Genomic DNA, 20,050 nt, shown 5'->3' with positions numbered 1-20,050 from the left:
TAAACACCGAGAGGAGAATCAACATGAAAAGTAAAAACCAAATTCCTGAAGATTCGGATGTTAAGGACATTCGGGAATTAGAGAAAGTGGGCGAAGACGCGAAATTTAGTCTTAATGGTGCCACACTTTATGGAATCAACGCTGTTATCGGATCAGGAATCTTCCTTTTGCCAAAGGACATCTACAAGGACTTAGGGCCAGCTTCATTGGTTGCTATGTTACTAGATGTGTTCTTAGTTCTGATGTTGGCAGTATGTTTCGCTGAAGTTTCAGGATACTTCAACAAGAATGGTGGAGCTTTCCAATATGCTAAAACAGCATTTGGTGACTTCGTTGGATTCAACGTTGGTATCCTTGGTTGGTTCGTTACGATCGTAGCTTGGGCTGCCATGGCAGCCGGTTTTGCAAAACTTTTAATTCAGACTTTCCCTTCCCTAGAGGGTAAAAACACAATTATAAGTATTTTGCTGGTAACGTTCTTATCAATTATCAATAGTACTGGTATTAAGACTTCTAAGGTTTTCACGATCACAATTACTATCGCTAAGATTATTCCTATTATTGCATTTACTCTTGTTACAGTATTTTTCATCAAACATGGTATTAAAGTGGGACACTTCACACCATTCTTACAATTAAGTCCTGGTATGACATTGTCCAAAGCAGCCGCTTCAACATCTCTAACAGTATTTTATGCATTTATCGGATTCGAAGCCTTGCCAGTTGTTGCTGGTGAAATGCGTAATCCTAAAAAGAACGTACCAAAGGCCATTATCGGATCAATCAGTTTGGTTTCATTATTCTACTTCATGATCATTGCTGGTACTATCGCAATGCTTGGTACAGGTATCTTACAAAGTAATGCTCCTGTACAAGACGCTTTCGTACAAATGATCGGACCTGCTGGTAAGTGGATCATTTCAATCGGTGCTTTGATTTCTATCGCTGGACTGAATATGGGTGATTCATTGATGATCCCTCGTTACGGAGCTTCAATTTCTGACGAAGGATTATTACCAAAAATTATTGCTAAACAAAATAAAAAAGGTGCTCCATTCGTAGCTATTATCTTCTCAGGTATCGTTACAATTGGATTCCTTCTAAGTGGTTCATTCGAACAATTGGCTGAATTAAGTGTTGTATTCCGTTTCTTCCAGTACATTCCAACTGCACTTGCCGTAATTTGGTTAAGGAACAAAGATATGGATAACGAACCAGTATTCAAATTACCATTCGGCCCAGTTATTCCTGTCATTTCCATTATTGTAAGTATTTGGATGGTTGCTGCAGCTAACCCAGTTAACCTTATTGCTGGACTTATCGGTGTAGTCATTACAAGTACAATGTACTTCCTATTCATCAAGGGTAAGAAGATGGGTACAGACTCAGATTCTGATTCAGATGATGTAGATCCTGCTTAAAACTTTTAATTAACTCAAAAATAAATGGGGGTTTTACAAATGATCAAAGAAAAGACAATCGTATTAGATGGTAACAGCTTGAAACTTGAAGATGTTGTTTCAGTAGCACGTAATAACGTGAAGGTAAGTATTGCACCTGGTTCAGAACAAGCAGTTAATGACTCACGTAAGATCATTGACAAAATTGTTGAAGACAAACGTGTTGTTTACGGTGTTAATACTGGATTCGGTTCACTTTGTAACGTAAGTATTTCTCAAGAGGATACAGCACAATTACAAGAAAACTTGATCAGAACTCACTCATCAGGTTATGGTGATCCATTCCCAGAAGACGTTGTTCGTGCAATTATGTTGATCCGTGTTAACTCACTCGTTAAAGGATTCTCAGGAATTCGTTTGAGCACAGTTAAGGCATTGATGAACATGCTTAACGCTGGAGTACATCCATTCATTCCTGAAAAAGGATCACTTGGAGCATCAGGAGACTTGGCACCATTAGCACATATGGTTCTGCCATTACTAGGCTTGGGTAAGGCATACTACAAGGGTGAATTACTACCTGGTAAAGTAGCTATGGATAACGCTGGCCTTGAAACTATCGAATTGAGTGCCAAAGAAGGACTTGCTTTGATCAACGGAACAACAGTACTAACAGCTGTTGGTGCTTTAGCAACATACGACTCGATCGTATTGTTAAAACTCTCAGATATTGCCGGTGCATTATCTCTTGAAGTTCACTCAGGTATCTCAAGTCCATTCGAAGAAGACCTACACACGATTCGTCCACAAAGTGGTCAATTAGCAACAGCTCGTAACATCCGTAGATTGATCGATGGTTCAGAATATACTACTGAAGCAACACAAGACCGTGTTCAGGATGCATACACATTAAGATGTATCCCTCAGATCCACGGTGCAAGTAAGGATTCAGTTGCTTATGTTAAAGAAAAAGTAGAAATCGAAATCAACTCGGTTACTGATAACCCAATCGTTACTCGTGAAGGAAAAGTTATTTCAGGTGGTAACTTCCATGGTGAGCCAATGGCACAACCATTCGACTTCCTTGGAATCGCTGCTTCAGAAATTGGAAATGTTTCGGAACGTCGTGTTGAACGCCTAGTTAATACACAACTAAGCAAGATGCCTTCATTCTTAGTTAAACATCCAGGACTTAACTCAGGATTCATGATCACACAATATGCCTGTGCTTCATTAGCTTCAGAGAACAAGATCTTGGCACATCCAGCTAGTGTTGATTCAATCCCTTCATGTGAAAACCAAGAAGACTTCGTAAGTATGGGTACAACTGCTGCACGTACAGCTGCAGAAATCATTGGCAACTCAAGAAGAATTGTTGCTACTGAAATCATGGCTGCCTGCCAAGCACTAGATATCAAGTCACGTCAACATGGACTTGGAAAAGGTACTCAACCTGCATATGAAGCATTCCGTAAGTCAGTAAGCTTCATCGAAAATGATAAAGATATCGAAATTTACGATGAACTAAACAAAGCAACAGATGTACTTGTAAATGGTGATTTATTAAACGCTGTTGAAAATACAGTGGACTTAGATATTCAATTTAAATAATTAGCATATGAACAAGTAAAAAGTGTTGAATGACTTAGACCGCTGCGAACCTTTTTACTTGTTCTTTGCTGTATGCGAAGTTATTGAGAAGGGATGCAAATTTAAAACATGCTGAATAATAAGCGAGAGAGCTTTTGGCAAGATGTTGTTACCAAACTGACGATTGCTATGATATACGCCGTCTTATATTCCATGGCTTTGAATTTCTTCTGGCAGCCAGGACATATTTATTCTGGTGGGTTAACTGGTATAGCTCAGACTCTTTCGACACTTGCCGAAAGAGCAGATAATATCAACATACCTATTTCAGTTATTTATTACCTCCTGAACGTGCCAATGTTTATCTTGGCGTGGTTCAAAATCAATCGTAAGTTTGTTGTGTTTACTATCATTGCAGTTACATTTGCTTCATTTGCCATTCAAATAATGCCTAATATGACTTTGATCGAAGATCCAATAATTTGTGCCGTCTTTGGTGGTTTGATCAATGGTTATTCAATGGGATTGGCTTTGAAACACGGAATATCCACCGGTGGTATGGATGCTTTGATCATTACATTGCGACAAGCAACTGGTATCAGTGTTGGTGCAATTTCGATGGCATTCAACGGTGTGATCGTTTTAACGGCTGGATTCTTATTCGGCTGGCCATATGCTTTTTATAGTTTGGTTTCGATTTTTGTTAGTGGTAAGACAACGGATCTGGTCTATGTAAAGCATCAAAAAGTTCAAGTTATGATCATTACACAACGTCCAGATGTTGTTATTCCAGCACTACAAAAGAAATTAAAACGAGGGATCACTGCGATTCCACAAGCATACGGTGCATATGATTTTAATACTCAATCAGTTTTGATTACTGTTATTACTGTTTATGAAATGGAAATTTTGGCAGCAATCATGAAAAAAGTTGATCCAAAAGCGTTTGTCAGTGTATCACAGGATATTAAGATCCTCGGTACATTTGAAGAATTAGATATAGTTTAGGGGATGAAAAAGTGTACAGTCCTGAAGAAATTGTGGAAATAAGTATTACCAAGGGAACAGCCAAGATCAAGAAGCCGCTTCTGGCAAAACTTATCCTCGGATTCATCGGTGGAGCCATGATTTCCTTAGGATACTTAGCTTATATCAGGGTATCGGCATCGATACCAGCATATTTGGCTAGTATAGCCTCGTTGGTCGGAGCTCGGTATTCCCAATTGGTCTGATCGTGATTCTATTGGCCGGTGGTGAATTAGTCACTGGGAATATGATGGCAGTTAGCCTGTCAGCCTTTGCCAAGAAGGTATCATGGATAGACTTTGTTAAGAATTTGATTGTTATAACTTTTGCCAATTTGATCGGTGCATTATTTGTAGCTTATTTCTTTGGACATTTTGTCGGTTTAACTCATAGCGGAATCTTTCGTGATGATGTTATCCGAATTGCCCAGAGCAAGGTAGCGTCACCCTTCATGCCAAGTTTTGTTTCAGGCATCGGTTGTAATTGGTTCGTCGGCTTAGCATTGTGGCTCTCGTATGGAGCTAAGGATGCGGCTGGCAAAATCGTAGGTGTTTGGTTTCCAATCATGATTTTCGTTGCGATTGGATTCCAGCATAGTATCGCCAACTGCTTCGTAATCCCTGCCGCAATTTTTGAGGGTGGAGTTACATGGGGAGATTTTATAAATAATTTAATTCCAGTTTATTTAGGAAATATTGTTGGCGGTTCAATTTTTGTTTCAGGATTTTATTACTTTAGTTACAAGTTCGGTCATTAAAAAATATAATTTCAAATAGGACAGAGTAGTTGGCAGAGCGTTAAGTGTCGGAAAGACGGAATGTGCTTCCCGGACGAAAAATGACAATCCATTTGCGGTTTTGCCAACGCATTCGCTGCATAAAGGATTTATGTGGCAGCTCGAAAAGGAGATGCTAAGAATGGGTAAAAGAAGTAACGCACAATTTATAGCTACAATGGGATTATTAATTGCATTAATGATAGTATTGTCACAAGTTTTTGGTTTTGAAACACAACTTCTCAAAATAACTTTCGACTTCATACCACAAGTAGTTATGGCTAGTTTATTCGGTCCACTATGGACGGGAATGGGTTCAGTCATCGCTGACTTGATTGGTAGTACCGTGCTTGGTAAAGGGGCCTTCTTTATCGGGTTCACATTGAACGCATTTATTACGGGTATCTTGTATGGATACTTTTTCTACAAGAAACCAATTAGTTGGAAAAATGCCTTTTTATGCGTGTTATTGAATACTTTGATTATCAGCTTATTCCTGACACCATTATGGTTATCGATCATGTACAAGATTCCGTTTACTGATGGAAGATTATGGATGATCCGTATCGTCAAAGCATTAATTATGTTGCCATTACAAACAACTATGATCGTCTTTTTCGGTAACGTAATTCCATTTAAGTCATTGTCTAAGAGATTTGCTGCATAGCATGTAACATAAAGGGGTGTTTGTCATGATTAGAACAGGCGAAGAAGCTGTAGCTTGGATTCACACAAGAAGAAAATTTGGTTCACGACCAGGATTAGATCGAATTGAAGCATTGTTAAAGATGCTTAATAATCCGGAAGATGATGTTAAGAGTATTCACATTGCTGGAACGAATGGGAAGGGTTCAACTGTCATGTATCTTCGTTGCATGTTAGAAGAATTAGACCTGACAGTTGGAACATTTACCTCACCGTATATCGAATCCTTCTATGAACGTATTTCAGTTAATGGGCAACCGATTCCTGAAGCGGATTTTGTGGAACTGGTTAATGTTTTCATGCCGTTAATTGAAAAATTAGACGCCGATGAACATTTACAGGGGATAACTGAATTTGAGATTCTCACTGGTATGGCATTTTATTACTTCAAAGATCGAGTTGATATTGCCATCATCGAGGCGGGAATCGGTGGCTTGATGGACAGTACGAACGTCGTGCATCCCATGCTTGCAGCAATCACTACTGTCGGATTAGATCACGTTGATATTTTGGGTGATACACTTGAAAAAATTGCTCAACAAAAATCCGGAATCATCAAAAAACATATTCCTATCGTAGCTGGAGATATTCCTGAGAATGCTTTAGCAGTTATTCGCAATCAAGCTGTTCGGACGAAAGCACCATTTTATAGTGAAAACAAAGACTTCTTAGTCGACTATATTGGTTTTGATAAGAATCGTAATGAAAGATTTAATTTTAGAAATCATCAATTTTATCTAAAGGACTTACGTATTCCGCTTAAAGGTCGGCATCAGACGGAGAACGCTGGTGTGGCACTTGAATTATTCTCACTCTATTGTCAGCATGAGAGTATTCGAGTCAATGAGAATCACATTCGTGAAGGTCTCAAGAAAGTTCGTTGGCCGGCTCGGATGGAAACGGTCAGTGAGTCACCGTTGATCATTATGGATGGAGCGCATAATCCGCATGCTATGCGCCGCTTGACTGACAATATGGTGCATGAATTCGCGGATATCCATATTCACGTGTTGTTTTCTGCCATTACAACTAAGAATATAGATGAGATGCTTGAGATGCTGCAACAAGTTCCTAATATTAAGATAACAATCACGACATTTGATTTTCCAAGTTCATTGAACTTAGAAGACTATGCGGGGTTGGATAATATTGATGGAATTACGATTGTGGATGATTGGCATCGGGGATTGGATGATATTAAGTCTGAGATGAATTCAGATGATGTATTGTTCATAACTGGTTCGCTTTACTTTATATCACAGGTTCGTGATGAAATGAAAAAAATTCATTAAAACAAAAGGAGAATCCAATTTGGATTCTCCTTTTGAGCATTAAATAGACATATGATATTCATGATTTCGTCACATTTTTTCGTTACATTAATGTTAACAATTATTCTAATTAAACGGAGGACGATACATGAACTATTTGGTCATACCATTGACATTTGTCATTGGGTTGTCATTCCTGTTATCAGCTAGTCACATTAAGAGCCAATACATTTCAAAATTCTTCTACTGTGTTGGTACTTTTGGAGTCATCATGGCAATGTATATTGCCTGGCCCAAGTAGGTTATTCAACTGAGATAAGTTGAACGTTACTGATGAATTCGTATTCCTTCAACTTGTCCATAAGGTCATCGATAGTTCCAGTTAGATGACTGATGTCCAATGAGATCACAACACTGGCAATGTTGTGGATAGGAATATTCTGGTTGATCGTCAGAATGCTGGCGTTTGTTTCAGAGATAATTCCTAGGACTTTGTTTAGGATTCCTTGTTCGTGATTAAGCATCATTGAGATCAAGGCCTTACGGTCGTTCATATCTTCATCTGGCAAGAAGACTAGATCCTTGTATTTGTAATATGTACCGCGACTTATTCCCACCATTTTGACAGCTTCACTGACATTACTCGACTTGCCGGTTTCTAGTAGCCCACGTGCCTTGATGACCTTGTCAAATGATTCCGGAAGGATGGAACTATCAACTATATAATATTTTTCCACGATAAATCTCCTCGCATTAAATTGTCTAAACTCTTTTAAAAGTATATCACGATTAGTAAACTAATGTTCAATCAAAAAGAACAGTTCATCATGAACTGTTCTTTTTTGGATTACTATTCAACGTCTGGTAAGTCCTGTGTTTCCATATAATCACTCTTCAAGAGAATAATATTCTCACCCTTAGCCTTACGGCGGGCAATGTTATCTTCACCCCAGAGACATAATTCTTCAAGAATACGGTTCAAGCTGTCACCGTATTCGGTCAAAGAATATTCTACCTTAGGTGGTATTTGGTTGTAAACCTTACGAGTGACGATACCATCATCTTCAAGTTCACGCAGTTGTTGGGTCAACATTTTTTGAGTGATATTAGGAATGGCACGGCGTAATTGACCAGTACGCATGGTCGTGTGTTTAAGATGGCAAAGAATGATTGGTTTCCATTTTCCGCCAATGATACTCATCGTAGCTTCGACGCCAATATTATAAATAGATTGTTTCATTAATAATTACCATCCTCATGAACTAGTATTAATATCTTAACATCAATTATGGATTACTCAAGTCTTAGCAATTTTCTAATTCAATATCCTTAGGTGTCATGTCTTTGGCCGCAACCATTTTTTGTAAGACAACAATCAAGACGATACCAACCACAAGCATACCAATTCCTAACCAAGGAGTATTAACCAGTTGATTAGCTGAGACAGCTTGTCCACCGATGGATGAACCAAAGGTTATCCCCACGTTGAAGGCTGAAATATTCAACGCTGAGGCTAAAGAAATTTCATTTGGAGTAAATCTTTCGGCGAGTTGTACGATGTACAGTTGCAATCCAGGTGCATTCATGAAGGCGAATAGTCCCATGATCAGAATTGAGATCAAACCTAGTAGGTGCATGTTCATTGTTACACGAACAAGAATCAATGCGATACCGAGTCCAACTAGCATCTTTAACAATGCTTTGAGTGGGTTGTTGTTAGCCAAGCGTCCGCCCATAGTATTACCGATTGCTACAGCAACTCCATAAAAAATTAAGATGATGACGATTGCTGATTCGGACCAACCCATTTGCTTATTTAGAATAGTTGTTAGGTAAGTATAAACGGGAAAAGTTGCTCCGTAGCCTAAGGCTGTGATGATTAGGATAAGCAGTAATTCAGGTTGTTTGATAATTTTCCATAATCCCTTGGCATTCGTTGGCTTGGGTAGTGGTAAATTATTTGGTACTAAGATAATGTTGGTGATCAAGCCAATCAATCCTAAGATAACTAGGAAGAAGAAGGAAGCACGCCAATTGATATTTTGGCCGATGAATGTTCCTAGTGGCACACCTGTAACAGTTGCAACTGTTAGCCCAGTGAACATTACAGCAATAGCTGAGGCACGTTTATTTGGTTCAACGACATCGGCTGCGATCAATGAAGCAATCGCCATGAAGATTCCGTGTGATAGTGCTGTGACGATTCTACCTAATAGTAGAATCCAGAATGTTGGAGCAAATGCGGCAATCAAATTACCAATGACGAAACTAACCATGATACCGATCAGAAGTTTTTTACGACTCCAGCGATTGGTGATCAAAGTTAAGATAGGAGCTCCGATCATAATTCCAGCAGCGTAGATTGAGACAGTCAATCCACCGGTTGCTAATGAAATATTGAAGGTCTTAGTCAGAATCGGCATAATTCCGACACTGATGAATTCAGTTGATCCAATGGCAAAGGCACTGATTGCTAATGACATTAAGATCCATGTTGGTGATACTTTTTTGTTGTTCATATTTTTCAACTCCTTATGTATGTGTGTTTTAGAACATGAATATCATTATAAGGGGTTAGATCAATTAAACAATTACGTACTTTAAAGTACAGTAGGTACCAAAAAGTGCCCATAGGAAACGACAGGGAGGGTTGCCGTTTCTTATGGCACTTAATGTGTTTAGACTATTTCAGTAGTTGCACCTGTTGTATCGACCGACAAAGGCTTGATTTGCCAGTTAGGAAACTGGCTTGAAATCTTGTCAAAGAGTGAGTCGACTTGGTCGTCTTGTGCGATTGCCATCAAAGTTGATCCGCTGCCACTAATGTAGAGAATGACATTTTCTTCTTCACAAATTTTGGCAACTTGGTCGTAGTCGGGAATCAGTTTCTTACGGTATGGCTCATGCATCTTGTCGACAATAGCTGATTTGATCATCGACATGTCGCCTAATTCGAGTGCTTTGATCAGAACACCTAAATGGCCGATTTGATAAATAGCGTCGGCATAGCTCATTGTGTCGGGTAATACCTCACGAGCTGCTTCAGTGCTGAGATGATAGTCGGGGATCATTGCAATGAAGTTCAAGCTTTTGTCCACTTTGTAATGAGCCACTTGAATGTCACCATCGTGATTGATTGAAGCACATAAATTGCCATAGATGGCTGGAGATACGTTGTCTGGATGTCCTTCTATCTTTGTGGCAAGATTTAGTATCTCTTCATCAGATAACCTGTCGCCAAACCAAGCACTGGCACCCTTTAATCCAGCAACGATGCAGACTGCTGAACTTCCTAGACCACGTGCGATAGGGATGTCGTTGTTGATATCGATGGATACGTTTGGAACATCTTTTTTTAGATATTCGCACCCGTTAACAAAGGCACGATAAATTAAATTGTTTTTGTTTTGGTATTTTTTTGGACAACCACCAATCTGTAATTCTTCGTCACTTGCATTGAATTCAACAGTTCCGTAGAAGGAAACAGCTAATCCGAGTGCATCGAAGCCAACACCAATATTGGCACTAGTTGCGGGTACTTTAATTCTTATCATATAGGTCAGCCTCCACTTTTGATTTAACATAGTCTCGCATGTCGTCTTTTTTGATGACATCTTTGTGGAGAATAGGTAGGTTCCAGACGTTGCTAGATTCTTTGGAATATCAACGCCAGTTTTTACTTGAATATCTTTCATCAATTGAAGGTCATTGTCATGGTTGTCATCAAGAATTGCTTCAGCAACGACTTTGACAAACTTATATGGACTGGCAGTACTCAACAGAATTGTTGGACATGAGTCGTCGATTTTTTGATAGTCACGCATAACTTTGTATCCGACTGCCGTGTGTGGATCCATCAGATAACCTTGTTCATTGTAGACATCTTGGATAGATTCTTTGATTTCCTTATCTGTACTATATCCACAATAGAAGTCTTCTTGAATGCTATTGAGTAATTCGTCGGAGACTTGGTATTTTCCGTTTGCTTCAAGTTCGTCCATCAGTTGTTTAACGTACGCAGTATCACCATTGCTCTTGTAATAGAGCAGACGTTCGAAGTTACTCGAAATTTGAATATCCATACTTGGGGCGACGGTCTTGAAGAAGGGACGATTGCGGTCGTAGATACCACTGTTGAAGAAGTCTGTTAGAACATTGTTTTCATTACTGGCAACGATGAACTTGTTAACAGGCAGACCTAATTGCTTGGCTAGGTATCCAGCAAGGACATCGCCAAAATTACCAGTCGGAACGCTGAAGTTTACCTTAGCACCGTTATGGATCTGATTGTTTTCAACTAACTTCTTATATGAATAGAAGTAGTAGACGATTTGAGGAATTAGTCGTCCTATGTTAATTGAGTTAGCACTTGATAAACTGATATTGTTTCCTAATTCTTGCTTGAGTGAAGCGTCATTGAGGATTTTCTTGACGTTACTTTGAGCATCATCGAAGTTACCCTCGATGGCAGCGACTTCGGTATTATTACCGTCTGTTGAAGCCATTTGTAATTGTTGAACTTTGCTGACACCGTTATGTGGGTAGAAGACCGTGATGGCAATTTTGTCAGAATTCTTAAATCCCTCCAAGGCTGCTTTACCAGTGTCTCCACTTGTGGCTGTGAGGATCATGACACGTTTGTCGGCGATTGAATGTTTCATTAATTGGGGAAGTAGTTGTAAGCCAACGTCCTTAAAAGCACTCGTTGGTCCGTGGAATAATTCTAGAATGTGGAAGTTATCAACATCGGTGACGGGGGTTATTTCGTCTGTATCGAAGCTTGAGTCGTAGGCTGCACTAACACACTCATTGATTTCCTCATCTGAAAAGTCTGGCAGCAGTTGTCTCAAGACTAATTGGGCAATATCTTGATAACTTTTATTTTTTAATTCTTCTATATTAATAGATACATTGTCAAAATTTGGAAAGACATATAGTCCCCCATCGTCGGAGAATCCTTGATGTATTGCATCCTTAGCTGAAATCTTAACTTGGTTGTTTCTTGTACTTGTATATAAATTATTCATAGTTATAACCCCTTGCAAATTGAATGTTATTATGATAACTTGTTTTTAAAGAAAAAACAAGTGTTTACGAATAATGAACACAGAAAACAGGAGGTTATTACCATGAACATAGCTATTTTGGGTTTTGGTACAGTAGGTAAAGGCGTTTATGAAATAGTAAAGAAGGCTAATGGTAAAACCGAGAGCCTCCATGTTGATCATATTCTGATTCGTAAGAATAAAGAATGTATCTTGCCAGAAATGACAGATAGTATTGACGATATTCTAAATGATAAGGATCTGGATGTAGTAGTAGAAGCAATTGGTGGAATCGAACCAGCCCACGAATACATCTTGAGTGCCTTGAAACATAAGAAACATGTTATTACAGCTAACAAAGCTGTCATTGCATTATATCTCAAAGAATTCACAGAAGCTGCTCGTGACAATGGTGTTAAGTTTTACTTCGAAGCTAGCGTCGGCGGTGGTATTCCTTGGATTCAAGGACTCGAAAAAGCTCTACGCATTGATCAAGTTAATTCTATTGAGGGAATCTTCAATGGAACAAGCAACTTCATTCTTGACCAAATGAGCAAACGTGGACAATCATTTTCAGAGGTCCTCAAAGAAGCTCAAAAACTAGGTTATGCTGAAGCTGATCCTAGTGCTGATATTGATGGAATTGATGTAGCTAATAAGTTATCCATTAGTGCCGATATTGCTTATAACATTGATATTGCTGATCAAGACAAGATGCCGATTTTTGGTATTCGCAACATCAGCGCCAGTGACATTGATTATTTCGCTAAGAAAGGGATGTCGATCAAGTTGATCGGTAAGACACATCAACGTGAAAATAAGTTCGATTATATTGTTGAACCAACATTGTTCCAGAGTCACACACTTGAGGCTAATACACCTGACAACTACAATTTGATTTCGTTAAATGGAGACACAATTGGTAAGTTGGACTTCTTCGGACAAGGTGCTGGTATGTTACCAACAGCTAATGCCGTTGTTCAAGATATTTTGGATATTAAAGAAGCCAAAGATCATTTGGTTCGCGATTTTGATAGTAAAGTTGAATATTGTTCTAATTTAACAAAGAGTGATTATCTGGTTCGTTCATCATACGATGTCAGTGATATTTTCTCGGATTACAAAGTTTATCATGAGGGAGATTTCCTCAGAGTTGAACAAATTTCGGCTGGTAAGATGCATGATTTGATGAAAGAAGTTCTTTCCTTTGACAGTAAAGCCTTTATGGCCAGTTTACCCATGGAGGTAGTCGCATAATGAAAGTAGTTAAATTTGGTGGCAGCTCAGTTGCCGACGCAGAACAATTCGCAAAAGTAAAAGCAATTATTGATGATGACAACGAACGTAAAGTGGTCGTTGTTAGTGCAGCAGGTAAAAGTGCTGCTGAAAAAATCAAGATTACAGATTTATTGATCAATCTTGATAAACTCAGATTAAATGATTCTGATTATTCAGAGGTTTTAGATAAGATTGTTGAAAGATTTTTGAAGATCAAAAATAATTTAAAAATCGATTTTGATATTGAAAATGAAATTAAAATTATTGAAAATAACTTGAAAAGTTGTTCAAGTGACTATTTGATTTCTCGTGGTGAATTCTTAACGGCACATCTCATGGCTGCATACTTAGGCTTCAAATTCATTGATGCAGCTGACTTCATGACATTCTCAAATGGTGAGATCGATATGTCAGCTACTGCTGATAAGCTAGCAAATTTATATTCTGAAAACGAAAAGATTGTTGTACCTGGCTTCTACGGTAGTCAAAATAACAATATTCAATTGATGCAACGTGGTGGTAGTGATATTTCTGGAGCTATTCTAGCTAATATTTTGAATGCCGACTTGTATGAAAATTGGACAGATGTTTCAGGAATCTTGATGGCAGATCCAAGAATCGTCAGCAAGTGCAAGCGTATTGATTCGTTGACATATGGTGAACTGCAAGAATTGTCATATATGGGATTCAATGTCTTCCAAGAAGAAGCTGTGCAACCTGTTAGAGTGAAGAATATTCCTACAAAGATCCTCAACACAAATCACCCACATAGCGGCGGAACATTAGTTGTTGATCGTATTAAACGTAATAGTAAACAACTTATTACAGGAATTGCTGGTAAGAAGAATTATACGATCATCACTGTTAAGAAGTATCAATTGAATAAGCATCTTGAAATCCTGCAAAGTGTCTTATCGATTTTTCAAAAACACAATTTGGTTGTCGATTCAGTTCCGTCAGGAACAGATTCATTTAGATTCTTATTGCCCCAACATGAACTAAAGGGAATTCTAAATGTCGTGATGTCAGAGCTGAAGAGCAAGTGTAATCTTGATGAAGTTTACGTTAACGACAATATTGCTCTGATTGCGGCCGTTTCAACAGAGTTAAGCAGTCGTCCTGCCATTGCTGGGCGTATTATGCAATACCTCGATAAAAGTCTGATCAATATCAGATTGGTGATTCAAGAAGGTAGCGACATGAAAATCGTCTTTGGAGTTTCAAATGCCGATTATGAGAAAACAATTTCAAATATTTATAAGAATGCGGTTGGACAATAATAAACGTTGTTGTAGCAGTGTTTATGACTGCATTTTAAATTAGATTTTTACTCATAATATTATCCAATTATTAAGAAAATTGTTGACAGCGTAATTTGTACATGGTTTACTAGTCATTGTAAATTAAAGACATGAAAGGAAAGGTAATTAACTATGATAAAACTGAATAGCAATATCACACATTTGAATAGTCAATTTGCCTTTAGCTTTTTCTTTAGATAGCGTTTGTGTTCAGTCAACTGGATACGAACGCGTACGCAAGCGTTCGTATCTATTGATTGGCTAAAGTTTTTGAACATGTCATTAAGCCAGATAGATACGGGTAAAATCTATCTGGGGACAAATATTCGGGCCCGATGTTTAAACCAGATGGATTTTTCTAAAAATCTATCTGGTTTTTTATTTACCTTTTTTTAATTATCGGGAGGATATCACTTATGAAAAAATATTTAATGGGATTAATTACAATTATTATGGCAGCGGTCGTATTAACCGGCTGTTCATCATCATCACAAGCAGATAACAAGACACTTAATGTCGGTATTTTACAAATCGTTCAACATGGATCACTTGATGCCGCTAGAAATGGTTTCAAATCAGGATTGACTGATGCTGTTAAGAAGCATGACAAGTCAATGAAAGTCAATTATTCATATATGAATGCACAAGGGGATCAATCAAACGTCAACTCTATGAGTCAACAATTAACTCAAAAGAAACCAGACTTGCTCTTAGCAATCGGAACTCAAGCAGCACAGGGATTGTCAAAGAAAACTAAGGCAACACCAATTGTTTTGACAGCCGTTACTGATCCAAAGGGTGCCGGATTAGTTAAATCAAACAACAAGCCCGGAACAAATGTCACTGGTGCCAGCGACAGATCACCAGTTGAGAAGCAAGTGAAGTTGTTGAAATCAATTGCTACAAGTAACAAGCCAATTGGAATCATGTATGATTCATCAGAAGAAAATTCAGTTTTACAAGTTAAGCGTGCTAAGAAATATGCCAAAGCTAATAACATTGCTATTAAGACAGTCAGTGTCACAAGTACTAACGATGTTGCCAGTGCCGTATCAGGGATGAAAGATACTGTTTCAGGAATCTATCTACCAACAGATAACCTGATGGCAAGTTCTATGAAAACAATCGGTAAAAAAGCCAAAGAAGCTAAGTTACCAGTTGTTACAGGTTCCATTGAGATGGCGCAAGATGGTGGTACAACAACCTACGGTATCAACTACAAAGATCTTGGTAGACAAGCTGGAGAAATGGCTTATCAAATCTTAGTAAATAAGAAAAAACCAGAAACTATGGCAATTGAAACATCAAAGACTTTGAGATTGTACGTCAACAAGGACAACGCCAAGGCAATTGGTATCGATCCTAGTTCAATTACGAAACCTTAGAAAAGGAGATCATCGCTTATGCTTATATCTAGTTTGGGACAAGGATTATTGTGGGCACCGTTAGTTATCGGGGTGTTCATTACATTTAGAATTTTAGATATTCCCGATTTGACTACCGAAGGAAGTTTTCCTTTCGGTGCTGCCGTCACAATTAGTCTAATGCTACACGGTCAATCTACCTTTATTGCTACGATTGCTGGATTCTTGGCGGGATGTCTGGCTGGTATCGTGACCGGAGTACTTGACACTAAACTGAAGATTCCATCACTACTTGCCGGAATCTTGACAATGACCGGATTATATTCGGTTAACATGCATATCATGGGTAAGTCAAACATCCCATTACTCGATCAAAAGGTTTTGACAAGTTACTTGCCTGAGAGCCTTGCCCCGGATATTCAAACAATTATTGTCGGTTTGATCATTGTTTCGATCGTAGTGGCATTGTTATATAGCCTCTTCAAAACCAGACTAGGTCTATCACTAATGGCAACTGGAAATAATAAGGAAATGAGTTCGGCTAATGGTATCAAGACCGATGGCATGATCATCTTTGGTTATATGATCTCCAACGGATTGATTGCTCTATCTGGTTCGCTGATTGCTCAAAGTAACGGTTATGCAGATATCGGAATGGGAATCGGAACGATCGTTATCGGACTTGCCTCAGTACTGGTCGGTGAAATTTTCCTACGCGGACGCAAAATTATGGTCAGATTATTAGCAATGGTCTTCGGTGCAATTATCTATCGTCTATTATTAACGGTCGCCATGGGATTAGGATTCCCACCAGATGACCTGAAGATTCTTTCAGCCATTATCTTGGTAATTGTCATCTGTGTACCAATTATTCAGAATCGTATCCAGACTAAGAGGCAACTCAAACAATACTTAGCACAAATATCGGAAGGTGAAAATTATGAACAACGAGACGAAATCAGAGACATTGGTAGTCAAAAACTTACAAAAGGTATTCTTTCCGGGAACAGAGAATGAGAAGCATATCTTAAAAAATGTTAGCTTAAAAGTTTATGATGGTGACTTCATCTCCGTTATTGGTAATAACGGTGCTGGTAAATCGACATTATTGAACACGATCGCGGGAACATTATCAGCAGACGCTGGTGAAATCAACTTGGAACATCATAATGTTGTTAAAAAGCCGGTTTCCTATCGTGCTCGTTGGATGTCACGTGTATTCCAAGATCCAAAGATGGGAACGGCTGGTGACTTGAGTGTTGCGGAAAACCTGGTCTTGGCACAAAGTCACACGCAGACGATAAGTTTGCGAAGATATAAGAAAGTTGATCAGTGGAATAGATATCGTAAGTTGTTAAAAACATTGAATATGGGATTAGAAGATAGATTAGAAACACAAGTCAAATATCTATCTGGTGGACAACGTCAAGCATTGTCATTGTTAATGGCGACATTGAGTAAGCCCAAGTTATTATTGTTGGACGAACATACTGCTGCACTAGACCCCAAAACAAGTAGTGATGTTATGAATATAACTCAAGAAATCGTGACACGTGAAGGATTAACTACAATGATGATCACACACAAAATGTCTGATGCCTTGAAGTATGGTAATCGCTTGATCATGGTTCAAGATGGACAGATCAAATTGGATGTTAAAGGTGAAGAAAAACATAATCTTCATGCAGAAGACTTGGTTAAATTGTTCCAAGAATAAGATATAAATAGGCAACCCCAGCGGGTTGCCTATTTATTTTTTGAAATTAATTAATTGAACTTTTATATGAAAACTTCGATAACATTTGGTGAAAAATTTCTGATACAATTAGTTTCTAAAATTGTAGAGTGGTAGCTACCACGAAAGGTAAATTAATGAAAAGTTACAAGTTCACTAATAAAGTAGCCTATATATTGTTTCTGGCATTCTCCGTATTGGTCGCAACTAATCGTGAAGTTCTGGCAGCCAGGCCACCTTCTAGTAACAACAATAATAATGATGTGAATGTTGAGTTGCCAGTAGATTCAGCACCAGCAGATGCGACCGATTTGCAACACGCGTTAGATACTGCACCTCGCGGAATGGACATTCTGGAAGAGAGTTTTATTCAAGGACAGTTTTATAAATCAAATGATGTCAGTAAAAAATATAATTTGAATGCTTCAAAGGTTATTCATCGTAATGAGTCCGATGCAAATGATCGTACAGGTATCTTGCGAGTTACTCATGGTAATAATCAATTGGGTTCTATTTGGAGCAACATTGATGGTAATAATTATTTTGACGTGACTAAGGATCAAACCATGTCGATGTGGATGTACTTCGGTCATCCTAAAGACCCCAATAATGCTAATTCTGTGGGTGATGGAATGGCGTTCGTGCTACAAAATGATGATCGTGGTGTTAATGCAATTTCCACTTATAATGGCAACCCTGCTTATGGGGAAACCTTGGGTGTATGGGGCGCTGATTTTAACAACAAAGTTGAAGTTCCTACAAGTTCAATTGCTAAAACTGCTATTCAGAAAAGTTTTGCTATTGAATTCGATACTTATTTAAATATGAAAGACACTCCTAACGTTATCAATGGTGAGGGAGTATCTTTTGATATTGGTAAGTATGCTAAGCATATAGCTATGAATTATCCTGATTTGCCGACCACTTATATACCCAAACGTACTGCAGCTGAACGAGATAGAAGATATTATTTTCTTTTGAATCATCAAAATAGCAAAAACAGTATGCCTATTACAGATTCACAATGGCATCATGTAACGATGAAATGGAATACCAAGAATCACACACTTTATATGAAATATGATGATAAAGGTCTTGACGGATCTGCCAAAGATACGCCGTATAAGTGGGAGCAATCGTTAGATATCAATCACTTCGATTTGAAAGATACTAATAAGTTGCGATGGGGATTCACTGGTTCGACTGGTTGGCAAATGGAGAATAATTTAATTATTTTTGAATCGATTCCTTCATATGTAAATGCTGACTCAGATGTTTCGATTCGTGATAATACTGGTAATAAGATATTGACCAGCGGTCATAACCATGTTGAAGTCGGTGATGACTTAACATTTATTTATAATCTAAATTATGTGGATGGTTCGAAGGACTGGGAAAAGGTCTTGGCTACTATTGATCTTCCAGATAATGTGATTTTTAATTCTGCAACTATCACATATAAAGGGGATGAAGGTAATCCAGAATCAATTTCTTTATCGTCATTAAATGATAAAAAAATCCAATTTGAATTGTCACACAGTCTTTCCAAAAACATTTCACAGGCAACGATTGAAGTACATGCCAATGTTGATAAAGTAAAATATTCAACGAGAGTTGCACCGGCACATGTCCGTTTTGAAAGCGACAATTTGATTGTTGATAATGATACGCCAGAATTCAATATCGACGTGCCGGCACTGATGATGTCCACGAATCCAGCGGGTACATTAAACTTTGGGTCAATGAGCCAAGTTCCTGATAGTTTAGAGATTCATGGTGAAGTTTGGTTTGCAAATGGTGGAAGAATTGACCCAACTATAGTTACTGTAATGAATAGTTTGAATGGTAACACTGGAGCTATGAAACTATCTGGAGCCATATCTAAAAAAGCTAGTTTTGTTCTATACATTGATAAAAAGAACTTACACATTGGCCAAAATAATTTGAAAATTAGTGCTAAAAATAAATATAATATGAAAACTAAAGAGTATGAAATTATTATTAATATTGGCGGTGGACTACAATTTGGCAACGTAAAAGAAGAGGTTTCATTTGTTCCAGTAATGGCAGGCACGACCAATGAAATGGTGGGTCGACAAGAGGGATGGCAAGTGGAAGTTGTCGACAGTCGTCCCAGTGGTAATTCCTGGCAGCTACAAGCAAAAGCTGAAAAAATGATTCAAAATGAAACGAAGGATGTTCTTGATGGAGATGTTGTTTATAAGAATCCAGATGGAGGAGTCGTCGAATTACATCAAGCAACAACCATATTCACCAATGTTAAATCAGATGACAATGTTCAAACTGTGGATGTGGCTAGTACTTGGAATAATGATTGTGGAATTATGTTGAAGTTGAATAGTTGTAATCAAGCAGGATCATATAGGGGTAGAATCCACTGGTGTCTAGTAGATAGTATGTAAAAATAAAATCATTTTTCAGAAAATAAAAATATATTTATTGATAATTTAGTCCAATTATCTGATACACTATGTATATAGATTTGATAATATACTACGACCAGAAAGGCTTATTATGCTGTTTAATAATAAATATTATA

General features: G+C 38.1%; 15 protein-coding genes, 3 pseudogenes and 1 riboswitch. Of the genes and pseudogenes, 13 read left to right on the top strand and 5 right to left on the bottom strand.

Annotated features, from left to right (window positions below; all coding sequences use genetic code 11):
- Positions 1-23: 23 nt before the first annotated feature.
- The 7 genes and pseudogenes from JCM14932_RS05050 (at position 24) to JCM14932_RS16485 (ending at position 7,068) form a co-directional block, all read left to right on the top strand.
- Positions 24-1,421 carry an APC family permease gene (locus JCM14932_RS05050; protein ID WP_025023927.1) on the top strand — a complete coding sequence of 466 codons (1,398 nt, stop codon included), beginning with the start codon at positions 24-26 and terminating at the stop codon, positions 1,419-1,421.
- 39 nt (positions 1,422-1,460) lie between these two features.
- Positions 1,461-3,011, top strand: a complete 1,551-nt coding sequence (gene hutH / locus JCM14932_RS05045; protein ID WP_034542619.1) for a histidine ammonia-lyase — start codon at positions 1,461-1,463, stop codon at positions 3,009-3,011.
- Positions 3,012-3,119: 108 nt separating this feature from the next.
- On the top strand, positions 3,120-3,998 hold the full coding sequence (locus tag JCM14932_RS05040) for a YitT family protein (RefSeq protein WP_025023925.1): 879 nt from the start codon (positions 3,120-3,122) through the stop codon (positions 3,996-3,998).
- Positions 3,999-4,009: 11 nt separating this feature from the next.
- Positions 4,010-4,773, top strand: a pseudogene (locus tag JCM14932_RS14560) (formate/nitrite transporter family protein).
- A gap of 19 nt (positions 4,774-4,792) precedes the next feature.
- Positions 4,793-4,893: riboswitch (THF riboswitch) on the top strand.
- A 40-nt stretch (positions 4,894-4,933) separates the two neighbouring features.
- Positions 4,934-5,458, top strand: a complete 525-nt coding sequence (locus JCM14932_RS05030; RefSeq protein ID WP_025023924.1) for a folate family ECF transporter S component — start codon at positions 4,934-4,936, stop codon at positions 5,456-5,458.
- Between the two features lie 25 nt (positions 5,459-5,483).
- Positions 5,484-6,788 carry a bifunctional folylpolyglutamate synthase/dihydrofolate synthase gene (locus JCM14932_RS05025; protein ID WP_034542615.1) on the top strand — a complete coding sequence of 435 codons (1,305 nt, stop codon included), beginning with the start codon at positions 5,484-5,486 and terminating at the stop codon, positions 6,786-6,788.
- A gap of 127 nt (positions 6,789-6,915) precedes the next feature.
- Positions 6,916-7,068 carry a hypothetical protein gene (locus JCM14932_RS16485; protein ID WP_155832075.1) on the top strand — a complete coding sequence of 51 codons (153 nt, stop codon included), beginning with the start codon at positions 6,916-6,918 and terminating at the stop codon, positions 7,066-7,068.
- Between the two features lies 1 nt (position 7,069).
- On the opposite strand, the gene JCM14932_RS05015 is transcribed toward JCM14932_RS16485, so the two are convergent.
- From JCM14932_RS05015 to thrC, 5 genes and pseudogenes are all read right to left on the bottom strand, one after another.
- On the bottom strand, positions 7,070-7,504 hold the full coding sequence (locus JCM14932_RS05015; protein WP_025023922.1) for an ACT domain-containing protein: 435 nt from the start codon (positions 7,502-7,504) through the stop codon (positions 7,070-7,072).
- Between the two features lie 113 nt (positions 7,505-7,617).
- Positions 7,618-8,007, bottom strand: a complete 390-nt coding sequence (locus JCM14932_RS05010) for a winged helix-turn-helix transcriptional regulator (RefSeq protein ID WP_025023921.1) — start codon at positions 8,005-8,007, stop codon at positions 7,618-7,620.
- Positions 8,008-8,071: 64 nt separating this feature from the next.
- On the bottom strand, positions 8,072-9,286 hold the full coding sequence (locus tag JCM14932_RS05005) for an MFS transporter (protein WP_025023920.1): 1,215 nt from the start codon (positions 9,284-9,286) through the stop codon (positions 8,072-8,074).
- Between the two features lie 159 nt (positions 9,287-9,445).
- Positions 9,446-10,258 (bottom strand): annotated as a pseudogene (gene thrB, locus JCM14932_RS16975) (homoserine kinase); the annotation flags it as partial.
- A gap of 49 nt (positions 10,259-10,307) precedes the next feature.
- Positions 10,308-11,794 (bottom strand): annotated as a pseudogene (gene thrC, locus JCM14932_RS16970) (threonine synthase).
- Positions 11,795-11,896: 102 nt separating this feature from the next.
- On the opposite strand from thrC, the gene JCM14932_RS04990 reads away from it, so the two are divergent.
- From JCM14932_RS04990 to JCM14932_RS04965, 6 genes are all read left to right on the top strand, one after another.
- Positions 11,897-13,069: a homoserine dehydrogenase gene (locus JCM14932_RS04990; RefSeq protein WP_025023918.1), complete on the top strand. Its 1,173-nt coding sequence runs from the start codon at positions 11,897-11,899 to the stop codon at positions 13,067-13,069.
- Positions 13,069-14,370, top strand: a complete 1,302-nt coding sequence (locus JCM14932_RS04985) for an aspartate kinase (RefSeq protein WP_025023917.1) — start codon at positions 13,069-13,071, stop codon at positions 14,368-14,370. Before JCM14932_RS04990 ends, JCM14932_RS04985 begins: the two co-directional genes overlap by 1 nt.
- Positions 14,371-14,807: 437 nt before the next feature.
- Positions 14,808-15,776, top strand: a complete 969-nt coding sequence (locus JCM14932_RS04980) for an ABC transporter substrate-binding protein (protein ID WP_025023916.1) — start codon at positions 14,808-14,810, stop codon at positions 15,774-15,776.
- A gap of 18 nt (positions 15,777-15,794) precedes the next feature.
- On the top strand, positions 15,795-16,772 hold the full coding sequence (locus JCM14932_RS04975; RefSeq protein WP_025023915.1) for an ABC transporter permease: 978 nt from the start codon (positions 15,795-15,797) through the stop codon (positions 16,770-16,772).
- Positions 16,696-17,472 carry an ABC transporter ATP-binding protein gene (locus tag JCM14932_RS14550; protein ID WP_034542612.1) on the top strand — a complete coding sequence of 259 codons (777 nt, stop codon included), beginning with the start codon at positions 16,696-16,698 and terminating at the stop codon, positions 17,470-17,472. Before JCM14932_RS04975 ends, JCM14932_RS14550 begins: the two co-directional genes overlap by 77 nt.
- 155 nt (positions 17,473-17,627) lie before the next feature.
- A complete protein-coding gene (locus JCM14932_RS04965; RefSeq protein ID WP_025023914.1) occupies positions 17,628-19,913 on the top strand; it encodes a lectin-like domain-containing protein in 2,286 nt (761 codons plus the stop codon).
- Positions 19,914-20,050 lie beyond the last annotated feature (137 nt).

The sequence above is a fragment of the Companilactobacillus nodensis DSM 19682 = JCM 14932 = NBRC 107160 genome (assembly GCF_000615905.1).
Taxonomy (GTDB): Bacteria; Bacillota; Bacilli; order Lactobacillales; family Lactobacillaceae; genus Companilactobacillus; species Companilactobacillus nodensis.
This window is presented reverse-complemented; position numbering and strand designations above follow the sequence as displayed.

Excerpts from the sequence above, each read along its gene's own strand:
- JCM14932_RS05050 (WP_025023927.1), top strand. The coding sequence starts at position 24 with ATGAAAAGTAAAAACCAAATTCCTGAAGATTCGGATGTTAAGGACATT.
- hutH (WP_034542619.1), top strand. The coding sequence starts at position 1,461 with ATGATCAAAGAAAAGACAATCGTATTAGATGGTAACAGCTTGAAACTT.
- JCM14932_RS05040 (WP_025023925.1), top strand. The coding sequence starts at position 3,120 with ATGCTGAATAATAAGCGAGAGAGCTTTTGGCAAGATGTTGTTACCAAA.
- JCM14932_RS05030 (WP_025023924.1), top strand. The coding sequence starts at position 4,934 with ATGGGTAAAAGAAGTAACGCACAATTTATAGCTACAATGGGATTATTA.
- JCM14932_RS05025 (WP_034542615.1), top strand. The coding sequence starts at position 5,484 with ATGATTAGAACAGGCGAAGAAGCTGTAGCTTGGATTCACACAAGAAGA.
- JCM14932_RS16485 (WP_155832075.1), top strand. The coding sequence starts at position 6,916 with ATGAACTATTTGGTCATACCATTGACATTTGTCATTGGGTTGTCATTC.
- JCM14932_RS05010 (WP_025023921.1), bottom strand. The coding sequence starts at position 8,007 with ATGAAACAATCTATTTATAATATTGGCGTCGAAGCTACGATGAGTATC.
- JCM14932_RS05005 (WP_025023920.1), bottom strand. The coding sequence starts at position 9,286 with ATGAACAACAAAAAAGTATCACCAACATGGATCTTAATGTCATTAGCA.
- JCM14932_RS04990 (WP_025023918.1), top strand. The coding sequence starts at position 11,897 with ATGAACATAGCTATTTTGGGTTTTGGTACAGTAGGTAAAGGCGTTTAT.
- JCM14932_RS04985 (WP_025023917.1), top strand. The coding sequence starts at position 13,069 with ATGAAAGTAGTTAAATTTGGTGGCAGCTCAGTTGCCGACGCAGAACAA.
- JCM14932_RS04980 (WP_025023916.1), top strand. The coding sequence starts at position 14,808 with ATGAAAAAATATTTAATGGGATTAATTACAATTATTATGGCAGCGGTC.
- JCM14932_RS04975 (WP_025023915.1), top strand. The coding sequence starts at position 15,795 with ATGCTTATATCTAGTTTGGGACAAGGATTATTGTGGGCACCGTTAGTT.
- JCM14932_RS14550 (WP_034542612.1), top strand. The coding sequence starts at position 16,696 with ATGAACAACGAGACGAAATCAGAGACATTGGTAGTCAAAAACTTACAA.
- JCM14932_RS04965 (WP_025023914.1), top strand. The coding sequence starts at position 17,628 with ATGAAAAGTTACAAGTTCACTAATAAAGTAGCCTATATATTGTTTCTG.